General features: G+C 71.5%; 23 protein-coding genes. 8 read left to right on the top strand and 15 right to left on the bottom strand.

The genetic code is table 11. The annotated features are described in order from the left end of the window. Positions 1-92 precede the first annotated feature (92 nt). The 5 genes from ACFYPG_RS08390 to ACFYPG_RS08370 all read right to left on the bottom strand — a co-directional run bounded on the left by ACFYPG_RS08390 (position 93) and on the right by ACFYPG_RS08370 (position 4,495). The gene (locus tag ACFYPG_RS08390; RefSeq protein ID WP_387351110.1) at positions 93-1,406 is read right to left on the bottom strand and encodes a M23 family metallopeptidase; all 1,314 of its coding nucleotides are present in this window, start codon (positions 1,404-1,406) and stop codon (positions 93-95) included. Between the two features lie 85 nt (positions 1,407-1,491). Next, positions 1,492-2,091, bottom strand: a complete 600-nt coding sequence (locus tag ACFYPG_RS08385) for a ClpP family protease (RefSeq protein ID WP_387351108.1) — start codon at positions 2,089-2,091, stop codon at positions 1,492-1,494. Positions 2,092-2,227: 136 nt separating this feature from the next. Then, positions 2,228-2,725, bottom strand: a complete 498-nt coding sequence (locus tag ACFYPG_RS08380) for a helix-turn-helix domain-containing protein (protein WP_387351106.1) — start codon at positions 2,723-2,725, stop codon at positions 2,228-2,230. Between the two features lie 127 nt (positions 2,726-2,852). Beyond that, positions 2,853-3,971: a hypothetical protein gene (locus ACFYPG_RS08375; RefSeq protein WP_387351104.1), complete on the bottom strand. Its 1,119-nt coding sequence runs from the start codon at positions 3,969-3,971 to the stop codon at positions 2,853-2,855. Positions 3,972-3,982: 11 nt separating this feature from the next. Next, positions 3,983-4,495, bottom strand: coding sequence for a SigE family RNA polymerase sigma factor (locus tag ACFYPG_RS08370; protein ID WP_355005081.1), 513 nt, complete (start codon positions 4,493-4,495; stop codon positions 3,983-3,985). Positions 4,496-4,661: 166 nt separating this feature from the next. Between ACFYPG_RS08370 and ACFYPG_RS08365 the strand changes: the two genes are divergently transcribed. Further along, complete coding sequence (locus tag ACFYPG_RS08365) at positions 4,662-5,675, top strand: TrkA family potassium uptake protein (RefSeq protein WP_112603739.1); 1,014 nt, start codon at positions 4,662-4,664, stop codon at positions 5,673-5,675. 58 nt (positions 5,676-5,733) lie between these two features. Here ACFYPG_RS08365 and ACFYPG_RS08360 read toward each other — a convergent pair whose 3' ends face one another. Beyond that, positions 5,734-6,213 carry a MarR family winged helix-turn-helix transcriptional regulator gene (locus tag ACFYPG_RS08360; RefSeq protein WP_357221858.1) on the bottom strand — a complete coding sequence of 160 codons (480 nt, stop codon included), beginning with the start codon at positions 6,211-6,213 and terminating at the stop codon, positions 5,734-5,736. Between the two features lie 82 nt (positions 6,214-6,295). On the opposite strand from ACFYPG_RS08360, the gene ACFYPG_RS08355 reads away from it, so the two are divergent. Continuing rightward, positions 6,296-6,940, top strand: a complete 645-nt coding sequence (locus tag ACFYPG_RS08355) for an FMN-dependent NADH-azoreductase (protein ID WP_387351102.1) — start codon at positions 6,296-6,298, stop codon at positions 6,938-6,940. A gap of 72 nt (positions 6,941-7,012) precedes the next feature. Here the strand turns inward: ACFYPG_RS08355 and ACFYPG_RS08350 are convergent, their stop codons facing one another. From ACFYPG_RS08350 to ACFYPG_RS08340, 3 genes are all read right to left on the bottom strand, one after another. Further along, complete coding sequence (locus tag ACFYPG_RS08350; protein WP_357221853.1) at positions 7,013-8,047, bottom strand: 2-oxoacid:ferredoxin oxidoreductase subunit beta; 1,035 nt, start codon at positions 8,045-8,047, stop codon at positions 7,013-7,015. Then, positions 8,040-9,887 carry a 2-oxoacid:acceptor oxidoreductase subunit alpha gene (locus ACFYPG_RS08345; protein ID WP_196920913.1) on the bottom strand — a complete coding sequence of 616 codons (1,848 nt, stop codon included), beginning with the start codon at positions 9,885-9,887 and terminating at the stop codon, positions 8,040-8,042. Before ACFYPG_RS08345 ends, ACFYPG_RS08350 begins: the two co-directional genes overlap by 8 nt. Before the next feature lie 279 nt (positions 9,888-10,166). Beyond that, entirely contained in the window at positions 10,167-11,645 is a 1,479-nt protein-coding gene (locus ACFYPG_RS08340) for a hypothetical protein (protein WP_387351099.1), read from the bottom strand. Positions 11,646-11,773: 128 nt separating this feature from the next. Between ACFYPG_RS08340 and ndhC the strand changes: the two genes are divergently transcribed. Continuing rightward, entirely contained in the window at positions 11,774-12,151 is a 378-nt protein-coding gene (gene ndhC, locus ACFYPG_RS08335) for an NADH-quinone oxidoreductase subunit A (protein ID WP_091394827.1), read from the top strand. Between the two features lie 67 nt (positions 12,152-12,218). Here the strand turns inward: ndhC and folP are convergent, their stop codons facing one another. Further along, positions 12,219-13,088, bottom strand: a complete 870-nt coding sequence (gene folP, locus ACFYPG_RS08330) for a dihydropteroate synthase (protein ID WP_355005085.1) — start codon at positions 13,086-13,088, stop codon at positions 12,219-12,221. A 156-nt stretch (positions 13,089-13,244) separates the two neighbouring features. Here folP and ACFYPG_RS08325 point away from each other — a divergent pair, with 156 nt between their 5' ends. Further along, positions 13,245-13,859: a DivIVA domain-containing protein gene (locus tag ACFYPG_RS08325; RefSeq protein ID WP_355005086.1), complete on the top strand. Its 615-nt coding sequence runs from the start codon at positions 13,245-13,247 to the stop codon at positions 13,857-13,859. Then, positions 13,856-14,353: an SRPBCC family protein gene (locus ACFYPG_RS08320; protein ID WP_355005087.1), complete on the top strand. Its 498-nt coding sequence runs from the start codon at positions 13,856-13,858 to the stop codon at positions 14,351-14,353. Before ACFYPG_RS08325 ends, ACFYPG_RS08320 begins: the two co-directional genes overlap by 4 nt. Here the strand turns inward: ACFYPG_RS08320 and ACFYPG_RS08315 are convergent. Then, positions 14,298-15,218: a sterol desaturase family protein gene (locus ACFYPG_RS08315; protein WP_355005088.1), complete on the bottom strand. Its 921-nt coding sequence runs from the start codon at positions 15,216-15,218 to the stop codon at positions 14,298-14,300. The genes ACFYPG_RS08320 and ACFYPG_RS08315 overlap by 56 nt on opposite strands. Before the next feature lie 113 nt (positions 15,219-15,331). Between ACFYPG_RS08315 and ACFYPG_RS08310 the strand changes: the two genes are divergently transcribed. Together ACFYPG_RS08310 and ACFYPG_RS08305 are read left to right on the top strand one after the other, a co-directional pair. Further along, on the top strand, positions 15,332-15,913 hold the full coding sequence (locus tag ACFYPG_RS08310; RefSeq protein WP_387351097.1) for a DNA-3-methyladenine glycosylase I: 582 nt from the start codon (positions 15,332-15,334) through the stop codon (positions 15,911-15,913). A gap of 13 nt (positions 15,914-15,926) precedes the next feature. Beyond that, the gene (locus ACFYPG_RS08305; RefSeq protein WP_387351096.1) at positions 15,927-16,550 is read left to right on the top strand and encodes a hypothetical protein; all 624 of its coding nucleotides are present in this window, start codon (positions 15,927-15,929) and stop codon (positions 16,548-16,550) included. On the opposite strand, the gene ACFYPG_RS08300 is transcribed toward ACFYPG_RS08305, so the two are convergent. Genes ACFYPG_RS08300 through ACFYPG_RS08285 form a run of 4 tightly spaced genes read right to left on the bottom strand, consistent with a single transcriptional unit; the run spans position 16,547 to position 20,775 of the window. Beyond that, the gene (locus ACFYPG_RS08300) at positions 16,547-17,788 is read right to left on the bottom strand and encodes a DUF1501 domain-containing protein (RefSeq protein WP_355005091.1); all 1,242 of its coding nucleotides are present in this window, start codon (positions 17,786-17,788) and stop codon (positions 16,547-16,549) included. The genes ACFYPG_RS08305 and ACFYPG_RS08300 overlap by 4 nt on opposite strands. Positions 17,789-17,802: 14 nt before the next feature. Continuing rightward, positions 17,803-19,101: a DUF1800 family protein gene (locus ACFYPG_RS08295; protein WP_387351095.1), complete on the bottom strand. Its 1,299-nt coding sequence runs from the start codon at positions 19,099-19,101 to the stop codon at positions 17,803-17,805. Positions 19,102-19,160: 59 nt separating this feature from the next. Next, positions 19,161-19,952 (bottom strand): enoyl-CoA hydratase-related protein, encoded by a 792-nt coding sequence (locus ACFYPG_RS08290; protein ID WP_387351094.1) that lies wholly within the window; start codon positions 19,950-19,952, stop codon positions 19,161-19,163. A 4-nt stretch (positions 19,953-19,956) separates the two neighbouring features. Next, entirely contained in the window at positions 19,957-20,775 is an 819-nt protein-coding gene (locus ACFYPG_RS08285) for a PaaX family transcriptional regulator C-terminal domain-containing protein (RefSeq protein ID WP_091394799.1), read from the bottom strand. Between the two features lie 189 nt (positions 20,776-20,964). Here ACFYPG_RS08285 and ACFYPG_RS08280 point away from each other — a divergent pair, with 189 nt between their 5' ends. Further along, positions 20,965-21,132, top strand: a complete 168-nt coding sequence (locus ACFYPG_RS08280; protein WP_007455245.1) for a DUF3117 domain-containing protein — start codon at positions 20,965-20,967, stop codon at positions 21,130-21,132. The last annotated feature ends 147 nt before the right edge of the window (positions 21,133-21,279 follow it).

Genomic DNA, 21,279 nt, shown 5'->3' with positions numbered 1-21,279 from the left:
GTCGACATCGATGCCCACGGGTCAGCGGCCGCGCGCTCCAGCACCGCACCATCCGGGCCGGCCGGTCACGACCGGCCGGGGCGGTGGGCGACTCAGGCGGCGTAGATGAGCTTGACGCCGTCCAGTCCCAGGGCGGCTGCCCGGGTTCCGCGGACCCCGCTGTTGAGGTTGCGCCAGCCGTTGTTGCTGGCGGCCTCGTGCACGTACCCGTCGACGACGTTGTAGATGTGCTTCACCCCGTTGACGTTGAGCGCGGCCAGGGCGTCGCCCTGTGCGCCCTGGATGCCGGTCCACAGGTTCGCCCAGCCGGCGTTGCTGGCGGCCTCGTAGATCCGGCCGCCGTTCAGGGCGTAGAGGATCTTCGTGCCGCCCAGTGTGATCGCCGCTACCGCCGAGGCGGGGACGCCGGTGTTCAGGTTCCGCCAGGCGTTGGCGCTGTGCGCCTCGTGTATGTAGCCGCCGACGATGCTGTAGATGTACTTGACGCCGTTCAGCGCGATCACCGAGATCGAGGACGAGCTCGCGCCGCCGATGCCGGTGTTGAGGTTGCGCCAGCCGTTGTTGCTGGCGGCCTCGTGCACGTACCCGTCGACGACGTTGTAGATGTGCTTCACCCCGTCGAGGTTCAGCGCGGCCAGCGCGGTGCCCTGCGCCCCGTGGATGCCGGTCCACAGGTTGTTCCAGCCGGCGTTGCTGGCGGCCTCGTGGATCCGGCCGCCGTTGAGGGTGTAGAGGATCTTCGTGGATCCGAGGGTGATCGCGGCTGCCGCAGTGCCGGTCACCGCGCCCGTGCTGCCGGAGACCGGCAGGGCGCGCCAGCCGGCGTTGCTGGCCGCCTCGAACACCTGACGGGGCTGGTCGGCGGGGTTCTGCTGGATGTAGACGAGTGGGCTGATCAGGGCGCCCGACGGGTTGATCATGTGCCAGTGCAGGTGTGGGCCCGTCGAGCTGCCCGAGCCGGGCGCCCCGGCCGCGCCGCCGGAGCGGCCCACTATCGTGCCCGCGCCCACGCTGGCGCCGTTGGCCAGCAGGAACTGCGACAGGTGCAGATACTGGCTGCGGTACCCGTCCCCGTGGTGAATCGTGACTGTGTGCCCGCCCGCGCCGTTGTTCGGGATGTTCTGGATGGTTCCCGCGCCGCAGGCGGGCAGCGGCGTACCCACTCCCATCCCGAAGTCGATGCCGCCGCGCGAGCCGCGGCTGAGGTGGCCCTCCCAGGTGTCGGTGATCGGGTAGGCGCTGAACGGGTTGTAGATCGCCGGCGCGGCCTGTGCGGCCTCGGGGACCAACAGGCCACCGGCTCCGATGGCGCCCGCGCCCAGCACCGCCGCGCGCAACATGGTGCGGCGACTCACTGCGGAGGCGGTCGTCTCGTCGCAGCAGATGCCTTCGTGACCGTCAGCCATTCCCACTCCTTCTGCGCCCGCACCAGGTATCTACGGAGGCTAATGGGTGGGATGGTCGGGCGGTACCGCGGCCACCAGACGTTGATCAGAGTGTCGGCAGCTGTTCGGCTCGGGTGACCACCTGGTCGATGAGGCCGTACTCCCGGGCCTGCTCGGCGGTGAACCACCGGTCCCGGTCCCAGTCCCGCTGGATCTCGTCGAGCGTCCGTCCACTGTGCTGGGCGATGAGCTCCTGCATCGTCCGCTTCACGTGCAGCATGTTCTCCGCCTGGATGGTGATGTCGGCGGCGGTTCCGCCCATCCCTCCGGACGGCTGGTGCATCATGATCCGCGAGTGCGGCAGCGCGTACCGCTTGCCGGCCGTACCCGCGCAGAGCAGGAACTGCCCCATCGAGCCGGCGAACCCGAGCGCCAGCGTCGCCACGTCGTTGCGGACGTAGCGCATCGTGTCGTAGACCGCCATCCCCGCGCTCACCGAACCGCCCGGCGAGTTGATGTAGAGGTAGATGTCCCGATCGTCGTCCTCGGCGGCGAGCAGCAGGATCTGCGCGCAGATCTGGTTGGCCGACTCCTCCGTCACCTCGGTGCCGAGGAAGACGATCCGCTCCCGCAGCAGCCGCTCGAACACCTGGTCACCGAAGGTCGGCTGCCCGCCGTTGAGCATCTGTACGCCGTACCCCATCATGTGTCGCCGCCCTCCGCCGTGCCGGCGGGCGGTGGGACCACCCGGTGGACCGGCCCTTCCAGCGTGCCGGCGGTCGCGGCGGCCAGCCCACGGATTCTGCCGCCGGCAGATCCGCCGACGGCAGAACCCACGCGGCCTACGCGACGGTCAGCCGCCGCAGGCCCAGCCGGGTCTGTGCGCAGTCAGCCAGGGCGGCGGTACGCGGACCGGGGCGCGAGCCACCAGCGGAGGCATTTCCGTCGACGCTGAGGGTCGGCGCGCTCGCCACCGGCGCGCGGTGCAGGACGAACCCGCTGACACGTGGACCCACCAGCAGGGTGGCGTTGCCGATCTCCCGCCGAGTCGCATCGACCCGCTCCAGGTGGGTGAGCGCGGCGCGCGGCGCGACCGGCAACCGCGGCTCGACCCGGCGCATGTCGTCGCGGGCCTCGCCGAGCAGGTCGGCGAGGCTGATGCCGAGCGCTCGGCAGATCGCCGCCAGCACCTCCGACGAGGCCTCCTTCCGGCCCCGCTCGACCTCCGAGAGGTAGGGCACGGAGACATCGGCCGACGCGGCAACCTCGCGCAGCGTGCGGCCCTGACGCTGGCGGTGGCGACGCAGCACTCCACCGATGACTCGTCGCAGCAACGACATGCCGGCCTCACTTTCGCGGTCGTCGTCGGGAACACCCCCATCATGCCCGTCCCCGGCCGTCCGGGCCGACCCGTCCGGGCCGACCCGTCCGGGTCCGCGCCGCTCCCACGGCGCGGACCCGGGTCGTTCACCGGCTCAAGTGGGTGTGCCAGGTGGCCGGGTCGGGCACCAACGTGACCGCCGGGAACAAGGCCCGGGTGCCACCGGCCGGGAGCAGGGCGCTGTCGTAGATCGACACGTTCGCCCCGTTGAGGTCGTAGACGGTCAGCGACTCGTTGCCGTTCTCTCCCCTGAACCGCGCCGGGTGCCCATCCAGAGTGGTGTTCGGGTCGACGTACGCCCGGTCGGCGGGGTCGGTCACGTTGCGGTAGCGGGAGACGCCGATGCTCAACGTCCGGGCCCGCTGCTGGCCGGGGTCGGCGGTGGCCGGTTTCGGAGTCCAGGTCCAATCCGCGTACCAGGTTCTGGGCTCGTCGAGTGACTCGGACACGTTGAGCATGATCATCCGCAGGTTGGCAGGTACGCCCGCCACGGTCGCCGGCATCGGAACGGCGTCGGTGCCGAAGCGCAGCGAACCGGCCACCCGCGCCGCCACGTCCCGCACGTCCGATTCGATCCCGAACACCCGAACCTGTGCCCATCCGTCCGGGGCGTACCGCCAGCGCAGAATCGCCTCCGGCCTCTCGGTACCGGAGTAGCTGACGAAGACGCTGTCCCCGCCGTTGAGTCGAGGGCCGGCGGCGGACTCACCGACCACCGCGGGTTCACCGCTGTCCCGCTGCGGTGCCGATGGCTCCACCCCCCTGGGCAGGAGTGCGACCGTCACGCTCTGACTCCTGTCGTCGTTGCGGCCGTTGGTCGCGCTGAGGTACACACCGGTACCGCTGAGCAGCAGCCCGGCCTGGTAATGGAGATCGCGCATCCCGTCCGGCAGCCAGCCGAACCGGACGTACACCCGCTGTGGGTCGACAGTGGTGAGCGCGGCCGGCAGCCCGGTCTCGCCGTCGACGGCCGCCGGGCCGGCCGGACCGGTGGCGGGTGTGCGGTCCGGGGTCAGCAGGTCGGGGACGGTGAGCCCGCCGACGGTGAGCGCCACCGCCAGCAGCGCGGCGCCGGCACCGTGGGCGAGGCGGCGTTGCCGCCGTGCGGTGGTCATCGCCCGTTCCACGTCCAGCACGACGGAGGGTCGCTCGGCCGACTCGATCTCGGTCAGCATCAGGTCGCCAATCTGGCGTTCGTCAAGCATCGTCGCTCCTCTCAGTTCGCGGTCAGGGTGGGGGTGAGCAGGGTGCGCAGGGTGGCCAGGCCCTTGGCGGTCTGGCTCTTCACCGTCCCCGTCGAGCAGCCCATCGTGCGGGCGGTCTCCTCGACGCTGAGGTCCTGGAAGTACCGCAGCACCAGCACCGCGCGTTGGCGCGGAGGCACCTGCCGCAGCGCGCCCACCAGGGTGATCCGGTCGGTCGGGTCGGCGAAGGCCCTGGACACGTCGGGCAGCGCGGAACCGAGGCGGACCCGCGTCCACCGCAACCGCCGCTCGTCGATCAGTCGCCGCAGCAGCATGGTGCGCACCAGGGCGTCCAGGTGATCGGCCTGCCGCGCCCGCGCCCACGAGCGGTACAGCTCGGTGAGCACCCGTTGCAGGATGTCGTCGCCCCGGTCCCAGTCCCCGCACATCAGGTAGGCGGTGCGTCGCCACTGCGCCATCCGGGACCGGACGTACTCGGTGTATTCGTCGTCGGCCTCGGCTCGCCGTCTGCCGCTCGTCGTCACGAGGGTCGCGCCCCCTCCGTCTGCCGGCCTGCACCGGTTCGTCGTTGTCGTCCGGTAGTCGGGTGCGGGAGCGGCTTCGGTTGCCCGCCGCGACCCGGACGTGCGATCGGCGGCGTACCCGCTATGTTGTGGGCGTGCAGGCGACGGCGGGGCAGCAGGTTCGACGGTGATCCATTTTCCCGCGCAGCGGCGGGGCCCACTGAGCGCGCTGAGCCTTCGGCTCGCCGCTGCCCTGGGCCTGGTCTTCGCCGTGGTCGCCGCGGTCTATCTCGGCCGGGACGGCTACCGCGATGTCAACGAGGACGGTCTCACCCTCCTCGACTGCTTCTACTACGCGGTCGTCTCGCTCTCGACCACCGGTTACGGGGACATCACCCCGGCCGCGCCGTCGGCCCGGCTGGTCAACGTCCTCTTCATCACCCCGGCCCGAGTGATCTTCCTTATCATCCTGGTCGGTACCACCCTGGAAGTTCTGACCGAGCAGTACCGGACCGGCCGTCGCCTGTCGCGGTGGAGGAGAGCCGTGAAGGACCACGTCATCATCTGCGGCTACGGCACCAAGGGGCGTAGCGCTGTCTCCGCCCTGATGGAGAACGGTCTGGACCGTTCGCGGATCGTGGTGGTGGAGCGCAGCGCCGCCGCCCTGCGGCAGGCCACCTCCGCCGGGCTGGTGGCGATCGAGGGCTCGGCGACCCGCTCGTCGGTGCTGAACGAGGCGCACGTCAAGAACGCGAAGGCCGTGATCATCGCGACCGACAGCGACGACGCGTCGGTGCTGGTCGCGCTGACGGTACGGCAGCTCACCGCCGGTCAGGTCCGCATCATCGCGGCGGCGCGGGAGGCGGAGAACGCCCCGCTGCTCAAGCAGAGTGGCGCGCACCATGTGATCGTCTCCTCGGCCACCGCGGGCCGGCTGCTCGGCCTGTCCACCTCGGCGCCGCCGCTGATCGACGTGGTGGAGGACCTGCTCACCCCCGGCCAGGGCATGGCGCTGGCGATGCGTTCCGCCGAGCGGGACGAGGTGGGTCGCTCGCCGCGCGAGCTGGAGTCGTTGGTGATCGCCCTGGTGCGGCGGGGCAAGGTGGTCACCCTGGCCGACCGGGCCGGCGCGGTGATCGAGACCGGCGACATGCTGGTGCACGTACGCGACGACCGTCCCCAGTCGGCGACCACCGCCTGATCGTCCTACCGCTGCCGCGGCGTGCCGGCCCCGCTGTCGCCAGTGTGGTGAGGCGGCGTCAGCAGGTGTCGTCGGCGACGCAGATCGCCTCGGTGCAGTTGACCGCCGTGCCGGTGGAGGCCCGGCTGAGCAGTTTGTAGAGCGTCTCCCGCTCGGCGGGATCCAGCGCGCCCAGCACCTCGTCCTCGGCGCTGGCCAGGGCGCATTCGGCTTCGCTGAGGCGTTTCGCCCCATCTTCGGTGAGTTCGACGACGTGTCGGCGACGATCCTCGGGTGAGCGCCGACGCTCGATCAGCTGCTCCGCCTCCAGGTCGTTGAGCAGCCCGACGATGTTGGTGCTGTCCATCTCCAGGATGGTGGCGAGCGCCTGCTGCCCGGTGCCGCCGCCGGCGCGCAGCACGGTGAGCGCGACCAGATGCCGGGGGCGTAGTCCCAGCGGCGCCAGCACCGACTCCGACCGCAGTCGCATCCGCCGGGCCAGATGGTCCAGGAGTGCGCCCGAGCGGTGCTCGGAGGAATCGAGCGGCTGCGCGGACATGTGACTCAGTCTACCGAGTCTGCGGAACATCGGCCTGCTATAAATAGTTGGTGCTTCACAGACGATTCCTGGAGGAGGAATAATGCATCTGCTGCATATTGACTCGAGCATCCGCGGTGACTGGTCGATCAGCCGGCGGCTCACCGCCCGCGCGGTCGACGCTTGGCGTGCGGCGCACCCGGACGGCACAGTGACCTACCGGGACCTGGGCGCCGACCCGCTGCCACACCTGGACTCGGAGGGCGGCCTCGCCCGGATGACGCCACCGGACCAGCACACCCCGGCGCAGCGCGAGTCCTGGGAGCTCAGCGTCCGGATCGTCGACGAGGTCAAGCAGGCCGACGTGGTGCTGCTCGGGCTGCCGCTCTACAACTACGGTGTGCCCAGCAGCGTGAAGTCCTGGGTCGACCACCTGATCGTCGCCGGCCTCACCTACGACCCGACGACTCAGGAGGGCCTGCTCGGCGGCCGCGAGTTGGTGGTGCTGGCCACCCGTGGTGGCGGCTATGGCGAGGGCACCCCTCGCCATGGCTGGGACCACGCCGAGCAGTGGCTCCCGCACGGTCTGTCGATGACCGGCCTGGAGCCGCGCTTCATCGGCACCGAACTGACCCTGGCACCCTCGGTGCCGGCGATGGCCGAGCTGATCCCGCTGCACGAGGCGAGCCTCGCGGCGACCGAGAAGGAGATCGACAACCTCTGGACGCCGGCCAGCGCCCAGCGCTGAGGCATCGCCGGTACGACGAGAGAGCGGCCGCCCCCCGGATCGGGGACGGCCGCTCTCGTCACTAACGACGGACTAGATGATCGTCCAGGTGTCGCCGCTGCCCAGCAGGCCGGCGAGCTGCTGCTCGGGGGTCTCGGTGACCGTCGCCTTGGCGGCCGCGAGCTGAGCCTGCACCACGCTGTCGTAGGACGGCCGGTCCACCGAGCGGAACACCCCGATCGGAGTGTTACGCAGGTCCAGGCCGGGCAGCCGGGACAGCGCGAACGCGTACGCCGGGTCGGTCACCGTCGCGTCGTGCACGACGATCTCCTCGGGGCGGACCGAGCTGGTCTCCCGGACCTCCAGACCGAAGCCACCCGGCGGGTGCACCACGCAGAACCGCCCGTCGGCACCGAAGGTAATGGGCTGCCCGTGCTCCAGGCGGATCAGGTAGTCGTCCCGGGTCGACGGGTCCTTGAGCTGTTCGAACGCCCCGTCGTTGAAGATGTTGCAGTTCTGGTAGATCTCCACGAAGGCCGAGCCCTCGTGCTCCGCGGCGGCCCGCAGCACCGACTGGAGGTGCTTGCGGTCCGAGTCGATGGTGCGGCCGACGAAGCTGGCCTCCGCCCCGAGGGCGAGCGAGAGCGGGTTGAACGGGGCGTCCGCCGAGCCGGCCGGGGTCGACTTGGTGACCTTGCCGACCTCGGACGTCGGAGAATACTGGCCCTTGGTCAGACCATAGATCCGGTTGTTGAACAGCAGGATCTTGAGGTTGACGTTGCGACGCAGCGCGTGGATCAGGTGGTTGCCACCGATGGAGAGCGCGTCGCCGTCGCCGGTGACCACCCAGACCGACAGGTCCGGCCGAGAGACCGACAGGCCGGTCGCGATCGCCGGGGCCCGACCGTGGATCGAGTGCATCCCGTACGTGTTCATGTAATACGGGAAGCGGGACGAGCAGCCGATCCCGGAGACGAAGACGGTGCGCTCCCGGGGGATGTTCAGCTCCGGCATGAACTGCTGGATGGCTGCCAGGATCGCGTAGTCACCGCAGCCGGGGCACCAGCGCACCTCCTGGTCGGACTTGAAGTCCTTGGCGGTGAGCTTGACGGCGACGGGCTCAGACATTCTTCAGCACCTCTTCCAGCGTCGTCTCCAGCTCGGCGGCCGTGAACGGCAGACCGCGGACCTGGTTGTAGCTGATCGCGTCGACCAGGTAGCGGGCCCGGATGACGTGGGCCAGCTGGCCCAGGTTCATCTCCGGGATGACCACCTTGTCGTACGAGCGGAGCACCTCACCGAGGTTGGCCGGCATCGGTGCCAGGTGCCGCAGGTGCGCCTGGGCGATGGAGAGGCCACGCTGGCGGACCCCGCGGCACGCCGCGCCGATCGGCCCGTACGTCGAGCCCCAACCGAGGACCAGCACCCGGGCGTCGCCGTCCGGGTCCTCCACCTCGATGTCGGGCACCGGGATGGTCTCGATCCGCGCGGCCCGGGTGCGCACCATGAAGTCGTGGTTGGCCGGGTCGTAGGAGATGTCCCCGGTCTTGTCGGCCTTCTCCAGACCGCCGATCCGGTGCTCCAGGCCCGCGGTGCCGGGGATCGCCCATGGCCGGGCCAGGGTCTCCGGGTCACGCAGGTAGGGCAGGAAGGTGGTGCCGTCCTCGCCGTTGGGCTTGGTGGCGAACTCGACCCGCAGGTCGGGCAGCGACTCCACGTCGGGCAGCAGCCACGGCTCGGAACCGTTGGCGACGTAGTTGTCGGACAGCAGGATCACCGGGGTGCGGTAGGTGAGCGCGATCCGGGCCGCCTCCAGCGCCGCGAAGAAGCAGTCCGACGGTGACCGGGGCGCGATCACCGCGACCGGCGCCTCGCCGTGCCGGCCGTAGAGCGCCATGTTGAGGTCGGCCTGCTCGGTCTTGGTCGGCATGCCGGTCGACGGGCCGGCGCGCTGCACGTCCACGATCACCAGCGGCAGCTCCAGCGCCACCGCTAGCGAGATCGTCTCGCTCTTGAGCGCCACGCCGGGGCCGCTGGTGGTGGTCACCCCGAGCGACCCGCCGTAGGAGGCGCCCAGTGCGGCGCCGACGGCGGCGATCTCGTCCTCGGCCTGCACTGTGAGAACGCCGAAGCGCTTGTGCTTGCTCAGCTCGTGCAGGATGTCCGACGCGGGCGTGATCGGGTACGCGCCGAGGAAGACCGGAAGCCCGGAGCGGACCCCGGCGGCGACCAGCCCCAGCGAGAGAGCCGCGTTGCCGGTGATGTTGCGGTAGGTGCCCGGCTTCATCTTGGCGGGCTTGACCTCGTAGCGGACAGCGAAGTCCTCGGTGGTCTCGCCGAAGTTCCAGCCGGCCTTGAAGGCGGCGACGTTCGCGGCGACCAGCTCCGGGCGGGCCGCGAACTTGCGCTCCAGGAAGCGCAGCGTCGACTCGTAGGGCCGGGAGTACATCCAGGAGAGCAGGCCGAGCGCGAACATGTTCTTCGACCGCTCGGCGTCCTTCTTGGACACCTGGTGGGCCGCGAGCGCGCCAACAGTCATCGAGGTCAGCGCCACCGGGTGCACCACGTAACCGGCCAGCGAGTCGTCGTCCAGCGGGCTGCTCTGGTAACCGACCTTGGCCAGGTTGCGCTTGGTGAACTCGTCGGTGTTGACGATGATGTCCGCGCCGCGCGGCAGATCGGCCAGGTTGGCCTTGAGCGCCGCAGGGTTCATCGCCACCAGCACGTTTGGCGCGTCGCCCGGCGTGAGGATGTCGTAGTCGGCGAAATGCACCTGGAAGCTCGACACGCCGGGCAGGGTGCCGGCGGGAGCCCGGATCTCGGCGGGGAAGTTTGGCAGTGTGGAGATGTCGTTGCCGAGCTGCGCCGTCTCCGAGGTGAACCGGTCGCCGGTCAGCTGCATGCCGTCGCCGGAGTCACCGGCGAACCGGATGACCACCCGGTCGAGTTGACGGATCTGCTTGGTCACTGTGCCACCTTCGTTCGCGACTGCGGGGCTTGCCCGGCCACGGAACCTCCTCGACGCAACGCTTCACCGCACCGCCCCAGGCTGGTCCGGCCGCTGTCGTTCCTCTTCTGAGAGCCTACGTCTAAGGGAGCCCTAACCATCCCCGGAGGTCCGCCGACTGGGAACGGATCTGGATGCAAAATGCCCGCCTTTGCGGGGTTACGCACCGCCCGCCGTAATTCAGATCACCACCCGGTCGCGCCGACGACCCCGGTCGCGCGGGCCGGGGTCGTCCGTCGATCAGTCGGCGGGGTTGGGCGCGGGCTCGGGCGGTGGGCCGCCGAGCCGGCGCCGCAGCGAGGTCGTGGCCAGCGTGAGGGCCAGCACCACCAGCAGCGTGGAGACCGCGATCAGGATGACAGCGGTCCGCTCAACCGAGGTCAACCCGCCGTCTCCGGTCGTGGCACCGGCGGGCAGTACGCCCTGCGAGCCGGTCGGCGCGGGTGGGGAGACCACCGGCGTGGCCAGTGCGGCTGCCGCGGTGATCCGGAAGCTCATCTGCACCCGCCGGGTCGGGCCGCTGCGTGGATCGAGTTGCCCGATCACGGCACCGGACAGTGGCGCTTCCCGCTGAGCCTGCGGCGTCGCCTCCACCGGCAGCTGCACCTCGGCGGTCGTGCCCGCCAGCACCAGGCCGGCGTCGCAGCGGGTACGCGTGGGGTCGACCGCCACGCAGCCGAGCGGTGGGGTCGGCACTGTCACCCCGGCCGGCAGGACGACGTCGACCCGGCCGGCGGCGTCCACCGCGCCGGTGTTGCCCAGCCGGAGTGTGAGGGTGCTGGGGCCGCCGCTGATGTCGAAGGCCACCTCGTCGGCGGCGAGCGCGATCCCGGGCACCGGCGGGCCCGCTGGGAAGAGCACCGCGAAGCCCTGGTCGTCGGTCGCCTCCCCTTCCGTTCCCGGCGCGTCCGCGATGACCTGGACCGAGCCGCTGAGCGGCATCTGCTTCCACGCCGTGCCAGCGACCCGCAGCCGCAGCACGGTGCTGAACCGGGCGCCCGCTTCGGCGGTCCAGGCACCGCACCGGTACGTCCCACCACCGGCGGCGGCGCAGCCCTTCGTGCCGGCGTCGGTCAGCCCGGCGGGCAGCGTGTACGAGAGTCGGATCTGTTCCGTGGTGGTGCCGGTGTTGTGCACGGTGACCTGGAGGGTGGCGGCCGTGCTCGGCGTGTTCCAGTACGCCTCGGTGAGGATGACGTCGCCGGTGGTGACCTGCACGCCCAGCGGGCTCTGCGGCGGCGGCGCCGAACCCGGGGCGGGCGGGCGGACCGTCGGCCCCGGCGGTGTCGGCGGGGCGGGGGGCGCCGTCGGTGGCACCGGGGGAGCCGGGCTGGGCGGTCGGGTGGTGGCGCCCGGCGCGGGCGCGACGGTGGTCGGTGCCGGCGGGACCTCCGGGGCGGTGGTCACCGGCGCCGGTGGTGTCGTCTCCGGTGGTGGCGCGGAGGTTTCCGGCGCCGGTCCGGTCGGCTCCGGTTCACCGCCCGGGTCCTCGGTCGGGGTGGGCTCCTCCGCCGGTGTGGTCGGGGGCTCCTCGCCTCCCGGCTCGTTGACCGGCTCGGCCGAGGTCGCGACCGGCTCCGCGTCCGGTGCGGCCGCGCTGGCCCAGGCCGGCCCCACGGCGAGCGCCGTGAGCAGGCCGAGCGCGAGCGCGGTCGCCAGCAGGGGCGTGGAACGTCGCCCCTCCGCCCGGTTACCGGGCGATGCCTTCACGCGGGACATCAATCCTCCGGTGACATGGGTGGGTGTCCAGTATTCGGTAACAGTTGCCCCGGGGCACTAGTCTCATGCGAAACAAATTCGTAACGTGTTTGGGACGACCCGTCCGGGCGGACGGTAGGCTGCCGACTGTGAACGGATACCTGGGCTCGTACGCGACGCTCGGGCTCCTGCTGCTCGCCAGCGTTCTCTTCTTCGTTACGGCGTTCTCGGCCAACCGGGTGTTACGCCCGGCGCGTCCGGCCGACCCGCCGGGCAAGCGGGCCAGCTACGAGTGCGGGCTCGACCCGGTCGGCGCCGACTGGGCGCAGATGCAGATCCGCTACTACGTGTACGCCTACCTCTACGTGCTGTTCGCGGTCGAGGCGGTGTTCCTCTTCCCCTGGGCGGTGGTCTTCGACCGGCCCGGCTTCGGTCTGGTGACGGTGGTGGAGATGGCGGTGTTCGTGGCCGTGCTCGCGCTCGGCATCCTCTACGCCTGGCGTAGGAACATCCTCCGCTGGACCTGAGCGCCACTGCTTCCGGCGATCGTGTCGGTCCCTCGGACCGTTCGCTGTCGGTTACGGCGACGACCGGTCAGGCGAGGCCCCGGCGGGTGGCGGTGGGCGGGCGGTCGCCTCGGATCGAGGCCACCATGTCCAGCACCCGGCGGGTCGGGCCGACCTGGTGGGCCCGGAAGACCCGGGCACCCAACCAGGCCGAGACGGCCGTCGCGGAGAGCGTCCCCTCCAGCCGTTCGGCTACCGGCAGTCCCAGCGTCTCCCCGATGAAGTCCTTGTTGGAGAGCGCCACCAGCACCGGCCAGCCGGTAGCGGTCAGCTCGTCCAGCCGGCGGGTGATCTCCAGCGATTGCCGGGTGTTCTTACCGAAGTCATGCGCCGGATCGATGAGGATGCCGTCCGGGCGTACCCCCGCCGCCACCGCGCGCTCGGCGAGCCCGGTGACCGTCGCGACCACGTCGGCGACCACGTCGGTGAAGGCGGCGCGGTGCGGCCTGGTCCGCGGCGTCAGCCCGCCGGCGTGCGAACAGACCAGGCCGGCACCGGTCTGTGCGGCGACCCGGACCAACGCCGGGTCGGCGCCCGACCAGGTGTCGTTGAGGAGGTCGGCGCCGGCCGCCACGGCCTCCGTCGCCACCTCGGCCCGCCAGGTGTCGATGGAGATCACCACGTCCGGAAACGCGGCTCGGACAGCGGCGATGGTGTCCACCGTGCGCCGGATCTCCTCGGCGACGTCCACGTCCGCGCCGGGGCCGGCCTTGACGCCGCCGATGTCGATGATGGCCGCGCCCTCGTCCACCGCCCGCTCCACCGCGCGCAGAGCGCTGTCGGCGGCGTAGGTGGCCCCGCGGTCGAAGAACGAGTCCGGCGTGCGGTTGATGATCGCCATCACCACCAGCTCGCCGGGGGCGAACGTGTGCCCACCCAGCCGAAGCGCCCCGGCCATGCCCGCCTCCTGCAAGTTCACGCCGCCGCCGCCGCGTCGGCCGGTCCCGACGCTAGCCGGTCGCCCGTCCACCATCCCGGGCGGGCGTCGGCACCGATCGCGATCGAGGCGGGTGGCGGGGTCGCTCCCGGCCGGCTGCCATGCCACGATCAGTACATGGGTCAGCTTCTGCTCCTCCTGGTCGTGGCGTTGACAGTCGCAGCGGTGATATTCGGTGTGACGGTGCTGGTCAGCGGGCGTGATCCCGGCCTGGTGCCGGCCGAGCCGGATTCGCAGGCCGTGGCGTTGCCGGGCACCCGCCCGTTGCGTGAATCCGACGTGGGGGCGGTCCGTTTCGACACCGGGTTGCGCGGGTACCGGATGGACCAGGTCGATAAGGCGTTGCGCCGTGCCGCCTACGACATCGGTTACAAGTCCGAGCTGATCGGCGTACTGGAGTCGGAGGTCATCGCCTTGCGTGAGGGGCGCACCGACGACGCGGACGTGCTGCGGCAGGCCCGCGAGCAGTCCGCCAGCAAGGTGACTCCCGCGGACGCGACCGAGCCGGGCGAGGCAGTCGAGCCGGGCGGAGACGCGCCGCTGACCGGCGAGGCGGGCTCGGCCCCGGTCGGTTCGACGACTCCCGGCCCGTTGCCCGCCGCCAGCTCGTCCCCGACGGATTCCGACGGGGTGGCGCCTGCCGCCGCGCCCGCCGACGACGAGTCGGCCGATCGTGAGCAGACCGCCGGCACCGACCAGCATGACGCGGTGGTTCGGTCGGAGTCGGCGTGACCGAGCCGGAGGGCGCTGACGATCTTCGCGAGGCGGCCCGACCCGGTGCCGGTGAGGTGACCGCCACGGTGATCGTCGAAGCCCCGGCGGAGCGGGTGTTCGCCGCGCTGCTCGCCTGGGAACGTCAGTCCGACTGGATCCCGTTCACCCGCGTCCGGGTGGTCGAGGGCGACGGCCGCGAGGGCAGCCGGATCGAGGCGGTGACAGCGCTCGGCCGGGCGACGCTGCGCGACGAGATGCTGGTGGTCCGGGTCGACGAGCCGTACGAGATCGGCGTCGTGCACCACGGCCAGCTGCTGCGCGGCCCGGGGGTGCTGCGCTGCACCCAGCTGGACCGGGACCGCACCCAGGTCGTCTGGCACGAGTGGTTCCACCTGCCGGGCGGTCGGGCCGGTCGACTGGCGTGGCCGGTGCTCTGGCCCGGCTCCAAGCTCGGCCTCACCCAGGCGCTGAAGAGGTTTGCCCGTCTGGTCGAGCAGGGCCGGCTGCCCTGACCGGGGAGCCCGGTGCCGGCTGCCAGCCCGGTGCGCGGAAGAGATGCCCGACCCGGTGCCGCCAGGTCACCGCGGCCCGCAGGTCCCGGGCGATCGAGGCGTACTCGTGGAAGGCCACCCGGACCGGGTTGTAGCTGCCGACGTTCTTGGTCAGGCCGTACACGCAACGTTCCCCTTCCGGCGCGAACGACCCGAAGAGCCGGTCCCAGACGATCAGGATGCCGCCGAAGTTGCGGTCCAGGTAGCTGCCCTGCGACGCGTGGTGCACCCGGTGGTGCGACGGGGTGTTGAACACCGCCTCGTACCAGCGCGGCATCTTCTCGATCCGCTCGGTGTGGATCCAGAACTGGTAGAGCAGGTTGACCGAGCCGCAGAACGCGACAACGGCCGGATGGACGCCGGCCAGGATCAGCGGGATGTAGAACACCCAACTGGTCAGGCCGGTCCACGGTTGGCGCAGCGCGGTGGAGAGGTTGAACCGCTGCGACGAGTGGTGCACCACGTGCGAGGCCCAGAGGATGCGGATCACGTGGTGGCCGCGGTGCGACCAGTAGTAGCAGAAGTCCTGCGCGAGCAGGATCAGCGGCCAGGTCCACCAGAGCTCGGCGACCCGCAGCGGGGTGAGCGCGTAGAGCAGCGCGTACGCGGCGGCGATCGGCACCTTCCAGAGCAGGTCGGCGAAGATGCTGCCCAGCCCCATCGTCAGGCTGGTCGCGGTGTCGGCGCCGCCGTAGCCGACCTCGTCGTCGTCGCGGTGCAGCAGGTAGGAGATTCGCTCCAACACGATGAGAAGCACGAAGGCCGGGATCGACCAGGCGATGACGTCCGGGAACTCCTTCACCGCGCGGCCTCCGCTCGCCGTCACCGGTCGGGGCGCACCATCGGGTGACCTCGACCTACCGGTCGGTAACAAGCACCATAGGCAGCCGGGCGGCCGGTGGCAATGGGGTGTCGGACGGATGCCCTAGCGTGTACCAGGTGACTGACCTGGTGATCGGCGCCGACGGGCTGGCTCGCTGCGCCTGGGGGTCGAGCACCCCCGACTACGCCGTCTACCACGACACCGAGTGGGGGCGACCGCTGCGCGGAGACGACGCGCTCTACGAGCGGATGACGCTGGAGGCGTTCCAGTCCGGGTTGTCCTGGCTGACCATCCTGCGCAAGCGTCCGGCGTTCCGACTGGCCTTCGACGAGTTCCACATCCCGACCGTCGTCCGCTACGACGACGCCGACGTCACCCGGCTGCTGGCCGACGCCGGCATCGTCCGCAACCGGGCCAAGATCGAGGCGGCGATCGCCAACGCCCGCGCCGCACTGGAGCTGCCGGAGGGCCTGTCCGCGCTGCTCTGGTCCTTCGCGCCGGAGCCCCGGCCGACTCGCCCCGCCTCGTTCGCCGAGCTGGCGCCGATCACCCCGGAGTCGACGGCGATGGCCAAGGCACTCAAGAAGCGCGGCTTCCGGTTCGTCGGCCCGACCACCGCGTACGCGCTGATGCAAGCAACCGGGATGGTCGACGATCACATCGTCGGCTGTCACGTCACCGTCCCACCGGGGGCGTGATGAGATGGCAGGCATGACGACCGAGACCGCGCACCGGGCCGGTGCGGCCGGCAACGCCGACGGGATGGGCACCTGGGCCGTGCTGCTGCCCGCCGAACGGTACGAGGCCGAGCGGCTCGTGCACCACGACACGCTGGAGCTGACCGGGCTGACCGACGTCGCCCGGCCAGGGCCGGGCGACCAGGTGGCAGTGCTGGTCGACGCGCCGCCCCGGCTGGTGGCCCTCGGCCGGGTCACCGAGCCGGGACGACGACACCGCGAGGACCCGGACGACCCGCAGTCCCCGGTCGAGCCGGGCACGCTCGTCGTCGCGTACACCCGGCGGGCCTTCGACGAGCCGGTGCCGGCCGACCTGTTGACGCTCGACGGGCCGGTGACCGCCGTGGAGCCGGCGGCCTTCCGGGCGCTGGCCGACCAGCTCGGCCCGCCCCCGGCGCGCCGAACCTGGCTGGTCAGCCTCGACCTGCCGATCGAGGCCGACACGCCGGCCGAGGCGGTGCGGCTCTTCTGGTCCTACGTGCAGGAGCTGGGCCCGCGTGAGCTGCCCGCCTTCGTCTCGCCGGCCGGCGACGAGCTGGCCATGCAGGCGTTCGTGCTGGGCGAGCAGGCCAACCAGGACCCGGAAGAGGACGATTAGAACAGCTTGTCCACCCGTCCCCGCCAGTCGGCGAGGACCGGGCCCGGGTCGGTGTCCAGCACCCGTTCCAGCAGCGTGGCGTAGACGTCCCGGAAGTCCGTGGTGTATTTCAGGTCGCCGTCGTCGAGGTCGGTGAGGCTCGGCGGTGCGCCGTGCCAGCCGCCCCGGACGCCCGCGCCGAGCAGCAGCACATCCGAGGCGGTGCCGTGGTCGGTGCCGTCGGAGGCGTTGGCGCGTACCCGACGGCCGAACTCGGAGTAGACCGCCACCACCACCTTCCGGCCCGCCTCGGTGCGACTCATCCGGTCGGCGAACCCGGTCAACGCCCGGTCCAGCTGACCCAGCAGCACCGTCTGCAACTGCTTCTCGTCGGCGTGCGTGTCGAAGCCGCCCAGCGACACCGAGAAGACCCGGGTGGACACTCCCGCCTCGACGCACTGCGCGACCAGGTCCAGTTGGGCGTCCAGCGGAGTCTTCGCCCCGCCGGTGGCGGTCGCCGGAGCCTGCTCGCCGTCCGGGTCTGCCATGTCCGGGTTGTCGGAGTCGCGTACCTGGCGGATCATCTCGTCCACCGATCGCAGGTCGGCGAAGCAGGCGGCGGCCCGGGCTCGCGCGGCGGACTCACCCGGCTCGGCGGCTTCGAACGCGGTCAGCGTCTGCGCCGACAGCCCCTTGGCGGCCTTCCGGTCGGTCACCGGTACGGCCGCCCCGGCGCTCTGCGCCCCGGCCAGCAGCGGCGGCAGCGCCGGCTCGAAGGAGACCGCCAGCCGGGGATCGCCACCGGCGCCGTCCAGCCACCGCCCGAGCCAGCCGGTGTTGCCGGGCCGGTCCGGTTGCGCCGTGTGCCAGATGTCCATCGAACGGAAGTGGCTGCGGTCCGGCTTCGGGTAGCCGACCCCACGCACGATCGCCAGCCCACCGCCGGACCAGCGCTGGTGCAGACCGGCCAGCGCCGGGTTGAGGCCGAAGTCGTCGTCCAACCGCCGCACCTCCCCGTCCGGGTACGCCAGCTCCGGGCGAGCCGCCCGGTAGGCCGGGTCGCCGTACGGAATGACCGTGTTGAGGCCGTCATTGCCGCCGTAGAGGGTCACCAGCACCAGCGTGCGGGACTGCGGGTCCCGGTCTCCGCTGGTGTCCAGCAGGTCCCGCAGGCTGTACGCGCCGGCCCCGGCGGCCAACGCGCCAGCGCCGACCACCCCACTGGTCAGCAGGAACCTGCGTCGGGTCACTGTGTCCATGTCGACTCCTCCGCTCAGCTGACTGTGTATTCGGGGCTGACCAGGCCGGCGGCCAGCAACCTGCGGGGCTCACCGGCCAGCGGGGTGAGGGCGGCGCGGGTGCGCGCGCCCCAGCCGTCGACCACGAGCAGTCGGGCCAGCGCGTCCGGTCGCCCGGCGGTGGGCGCGGCGGTCAGCCGGGCCAGCACCGCTGGAGCCGTGGCGGCGGCGAGCACCCCCGCCGTCCGCAGCCGGGCCTGTAACGACGAGGTGGTCAGCCAGGCGGACCCGGCCGGCCAACCGCCCACGCTGGGTGGACGCAACGGCACCTGGTCGAGCGCGTTCAGACCGGCCAGCAGTTGTCTGCGTTGCTGCTCGGGCAGCGCGGACGGTCGGATACCGAGTTGCCGCAGCGCACCGACCAACCACTCCACCGGCTGCTTCGCCAGCGTGCCCCGGGTCTGCGCGAAGGCCGGTGCGGAGAAGAGCGCGCGGAGGGTCGCGATGGTGTCCGCGCCGGCCAGGCCGTCCGGGGCCGGGGTCTCGGTGCCGGCATAGCGGAACCAGAGCCGACCGGCCACGAAGGTCGCCGCCGCCGGTTGGGCGGCCAGCAGGCCGGCGTACGTCTCGGCGTCGAACCGGCCGCTCTGCCCGAGGATGCTCTTCTCGCCACTGTCGTGCCGGCGGGCCTCGAAGCGGGCCGCACCGGTACGCCTGTCGACCACCCAGCCGGTCAGGGCCCGCGCGCCGGCCTTCACGTCGGCCTCGCTGTAGGCGCCGATGCCGAGGGTGAACAGCTCCATCAGCTCGCGGGCCAGGTTCTCGTTCGGCGCTTTGCGGGTGTTCTTCTGCCCGTCCAGCCAGACGATCAGGGCGGGGTCGCGCACCATCGCGGCGACCAGCGGGCCCAGCGGCCCACGACCGTGCCGGCGCAGCGTCTCCAACTGGCCCACCATCAGGCGCGCCGACTTGACCTTCTGGGCGCTGGTCGCCCAGTGCCCGTGCCAGAAGAAGACCAACTTCTCGGTCAGCCCGTCCTCGGCGGTCACCATCCGGTCCAGCCACCACTCGGTGACCTGCTGGAGTTGCCTGCGGCGCTCCGCGTTGGCCTGCTGCCGTTGCTCGCGGGTGGAGTCCTTGGTCAGCCCGGCGTACGGGTCGGGGGGCAGCGTCGGAACCGGCGTGGCCGCCGCACCCCGGTCCGTCGCGGGCGGGGTGAGCAGCCGGTCCAGGGTCGCCGCCGTCCCGGCCCGCTCGGCCGCGTCCACCTCGTCGGCGGTCGGCCCGAAGGTGGCCCGGCGCAGCAGGTGCGCCACCGCTTCACGATCGCTCATACCGGCCGACGCTAGGCGGCCCGTGTTCGAGGACGGTAAGGGCGGCGTCCGGATCGCGTTCAGCGTCCCTCGAAGACCGGTTTCTGCTTGCCGACGAAGGCGAGGGTGGCCGCCCGGTGGTCGGCGGTGGCGCCGCAGATCGCCTGGGCCTGCGCCTCGGCGGCGAGGGCGTCGGCGAGGGTGCCGGCGTCGGCGATGGAGAGCTGTCGCTTGATCGCCCCGTACGCGACGGTCGGGCCGGCGGCGAGGCGGGCGGCCAGCTCCTGGGCGACGGGCAGGACCTGCTCGTCGTCGTCCGTCAACCGGTTGAGCAGGCCCAATCGGCAGGCCTCCTCGGCGCGGACCGGCTCGGCCAGCATCAGCAGCTCCACCGCCTTGGCGTGCCCGACCAGTCGCGGCAACGTCCAGGAGGCGCCGGTGTCGGCGGCGAGACCGACCTTGGCGAAGGCCATCAGGAAACTGGTGGTCGGACCGCCGATGCGGATGTCGGCCAGGAACGCCAACGACGCGCCCGCCCCGGCGGCCATCCCGCGGACCGCGGCGATCACCGGCTTGGGCAGGTTGGCGAGCCGGGCGGCGATCGGGTTGTAGTGCGCCCGCACGGTGCCCAGCGGATCATTGCCGGAGTGTTCCAGGGTGGCCACGTGCTCGCGCAGGTCCTGCCCGGCGCTGAACGACCCGCCGGCCCCGGCCAGGACCACCGCGCGGCAGGACCGGTCGGTCTCCAGCTCCGCGAGGGCGTCGCGCAGCGCCTCCTTGAGCGCCACGTCGAGCGCGTTCATCGCCTTCGGCCGGTTCAGCGTGAGGGTGACGACGGCGTCGGTCCGGTCGACCAGCAGCGGCTCGGTCACGTGTCTAACGACCCTTCTGTCGGACGATGCGGTTGCCGGCGTCGAGGCACTGTTCGACGTACCGGTCGGCGGCCGGACGCAGGCGGGCCGCGTGCCGGTCGAAGAAACTGGCCGCGGCGGTGCCGGGCCACCGCTCGGGCAGCAGCGCCGGGGGCAACTGCGGATCCTGGAAGAGGAACGTACGCCAGGCGTGCACGAGGCGGAACCGCGTCGCGTACGCCTCCTCGTCGCTGCTGCGCACGGTGACCGCGGCGAGCAGCGGGCGCTGGTCCGCGACGAACCGCTCGTAGGCGCGGCCGATCTCGGCCAGGTTCCAGGCGCGTCGGACCACGCCCATCGCGCCGGGGGTGCCGGAGAAGTGCGAGGCGGTGAACCGCTCGAACCGGATGCCGGTCTCGGCGAGGAGCAGGTCGACATCCTCGGCGGGGCGGGTGGCGACCCAGGTCTGCTCGTCGAGCGTCCCGTAGCCGAGGAAGCTCAGGTTGGCGGCGAGCCGCTGGCGGTCCCGCCGGGAGCCCGGGGCCTCCAACACCAGCAGATCGAACCGGCCGTCCCAGGTGACCCGGCCGGTCCGGTAGATCCGGGCAGCTGCCTCGTCGAGTCGGCGGGCAGCTTTCGGTGTGATCGAATATCCGGGTCCGGAGACCAACCGGAGAGGCTCGAGCCAGCCTTGGCGCACCATCCGGGAGACGGCGGTGCGAACTGCTGGCGGTGCGATACCCAGCGGCGCCAGTAGCTTGACCAGGGCAGCAACCGGTGCCCGGCCACCCCTCGGACGGAGGTGGTCGCCGTACAGGTCGAAGAGTGCCGACCGTGCCTGCATGACCGCACATTGTGACAGGCCTTCTCAAGATAAGCTAGATGCTGTTACATCAATGCTGCTCCGGTTTGGGTCCGGCGGTGTTCATCAGGGAAAATCGTTGTTGACACCCCCGCGACCGTTGCGGGTGGTCGTGACGAAGTGGCTGTGGGGCAACCCACCGACCCTGGTGTAGGTCTGAGGGGAGACAACATGGCGGCGATGAAGCCGCGGACGGGCGACGGTCCGCTGGAAGTCACCAAGGAGGGGCGGGGCATCGTCATGCGGGTCCCGCTGGAGGGCGGTGGCCGGCTCGTCGTCGAGATGACTCCCGACGAGGCCAACGCGCTCGGTGACGCACTGAAGGCAGCGGCCGGCTGAGTAAGGAGTGCTCCGGGCGGCTCAGGCCGCCCGGAACGTTCTTCAGGCCCTGAGCCACCGGAACCACCGGTGGCTCAGGGCCTTCAACGCTGCGGGCAGGCGGGTTGGCCGCCGACCCGCGACACTTTCCTGGAGGTGCGGTTCCGC

The organism is Micromonospora sp. NPDC005553, from assembly GCF_042871765.1.
Taxonomy (GTDB): Bacteria; Actinomycetota; Actinomycetes; order Mycobacteriales; family Micromonosporaceae; genus Micromonospora.
Note: the sequence above shows the minus strand (reverse complement) of the source record. Positions and strands in the feature narration are given on the sequence as shown.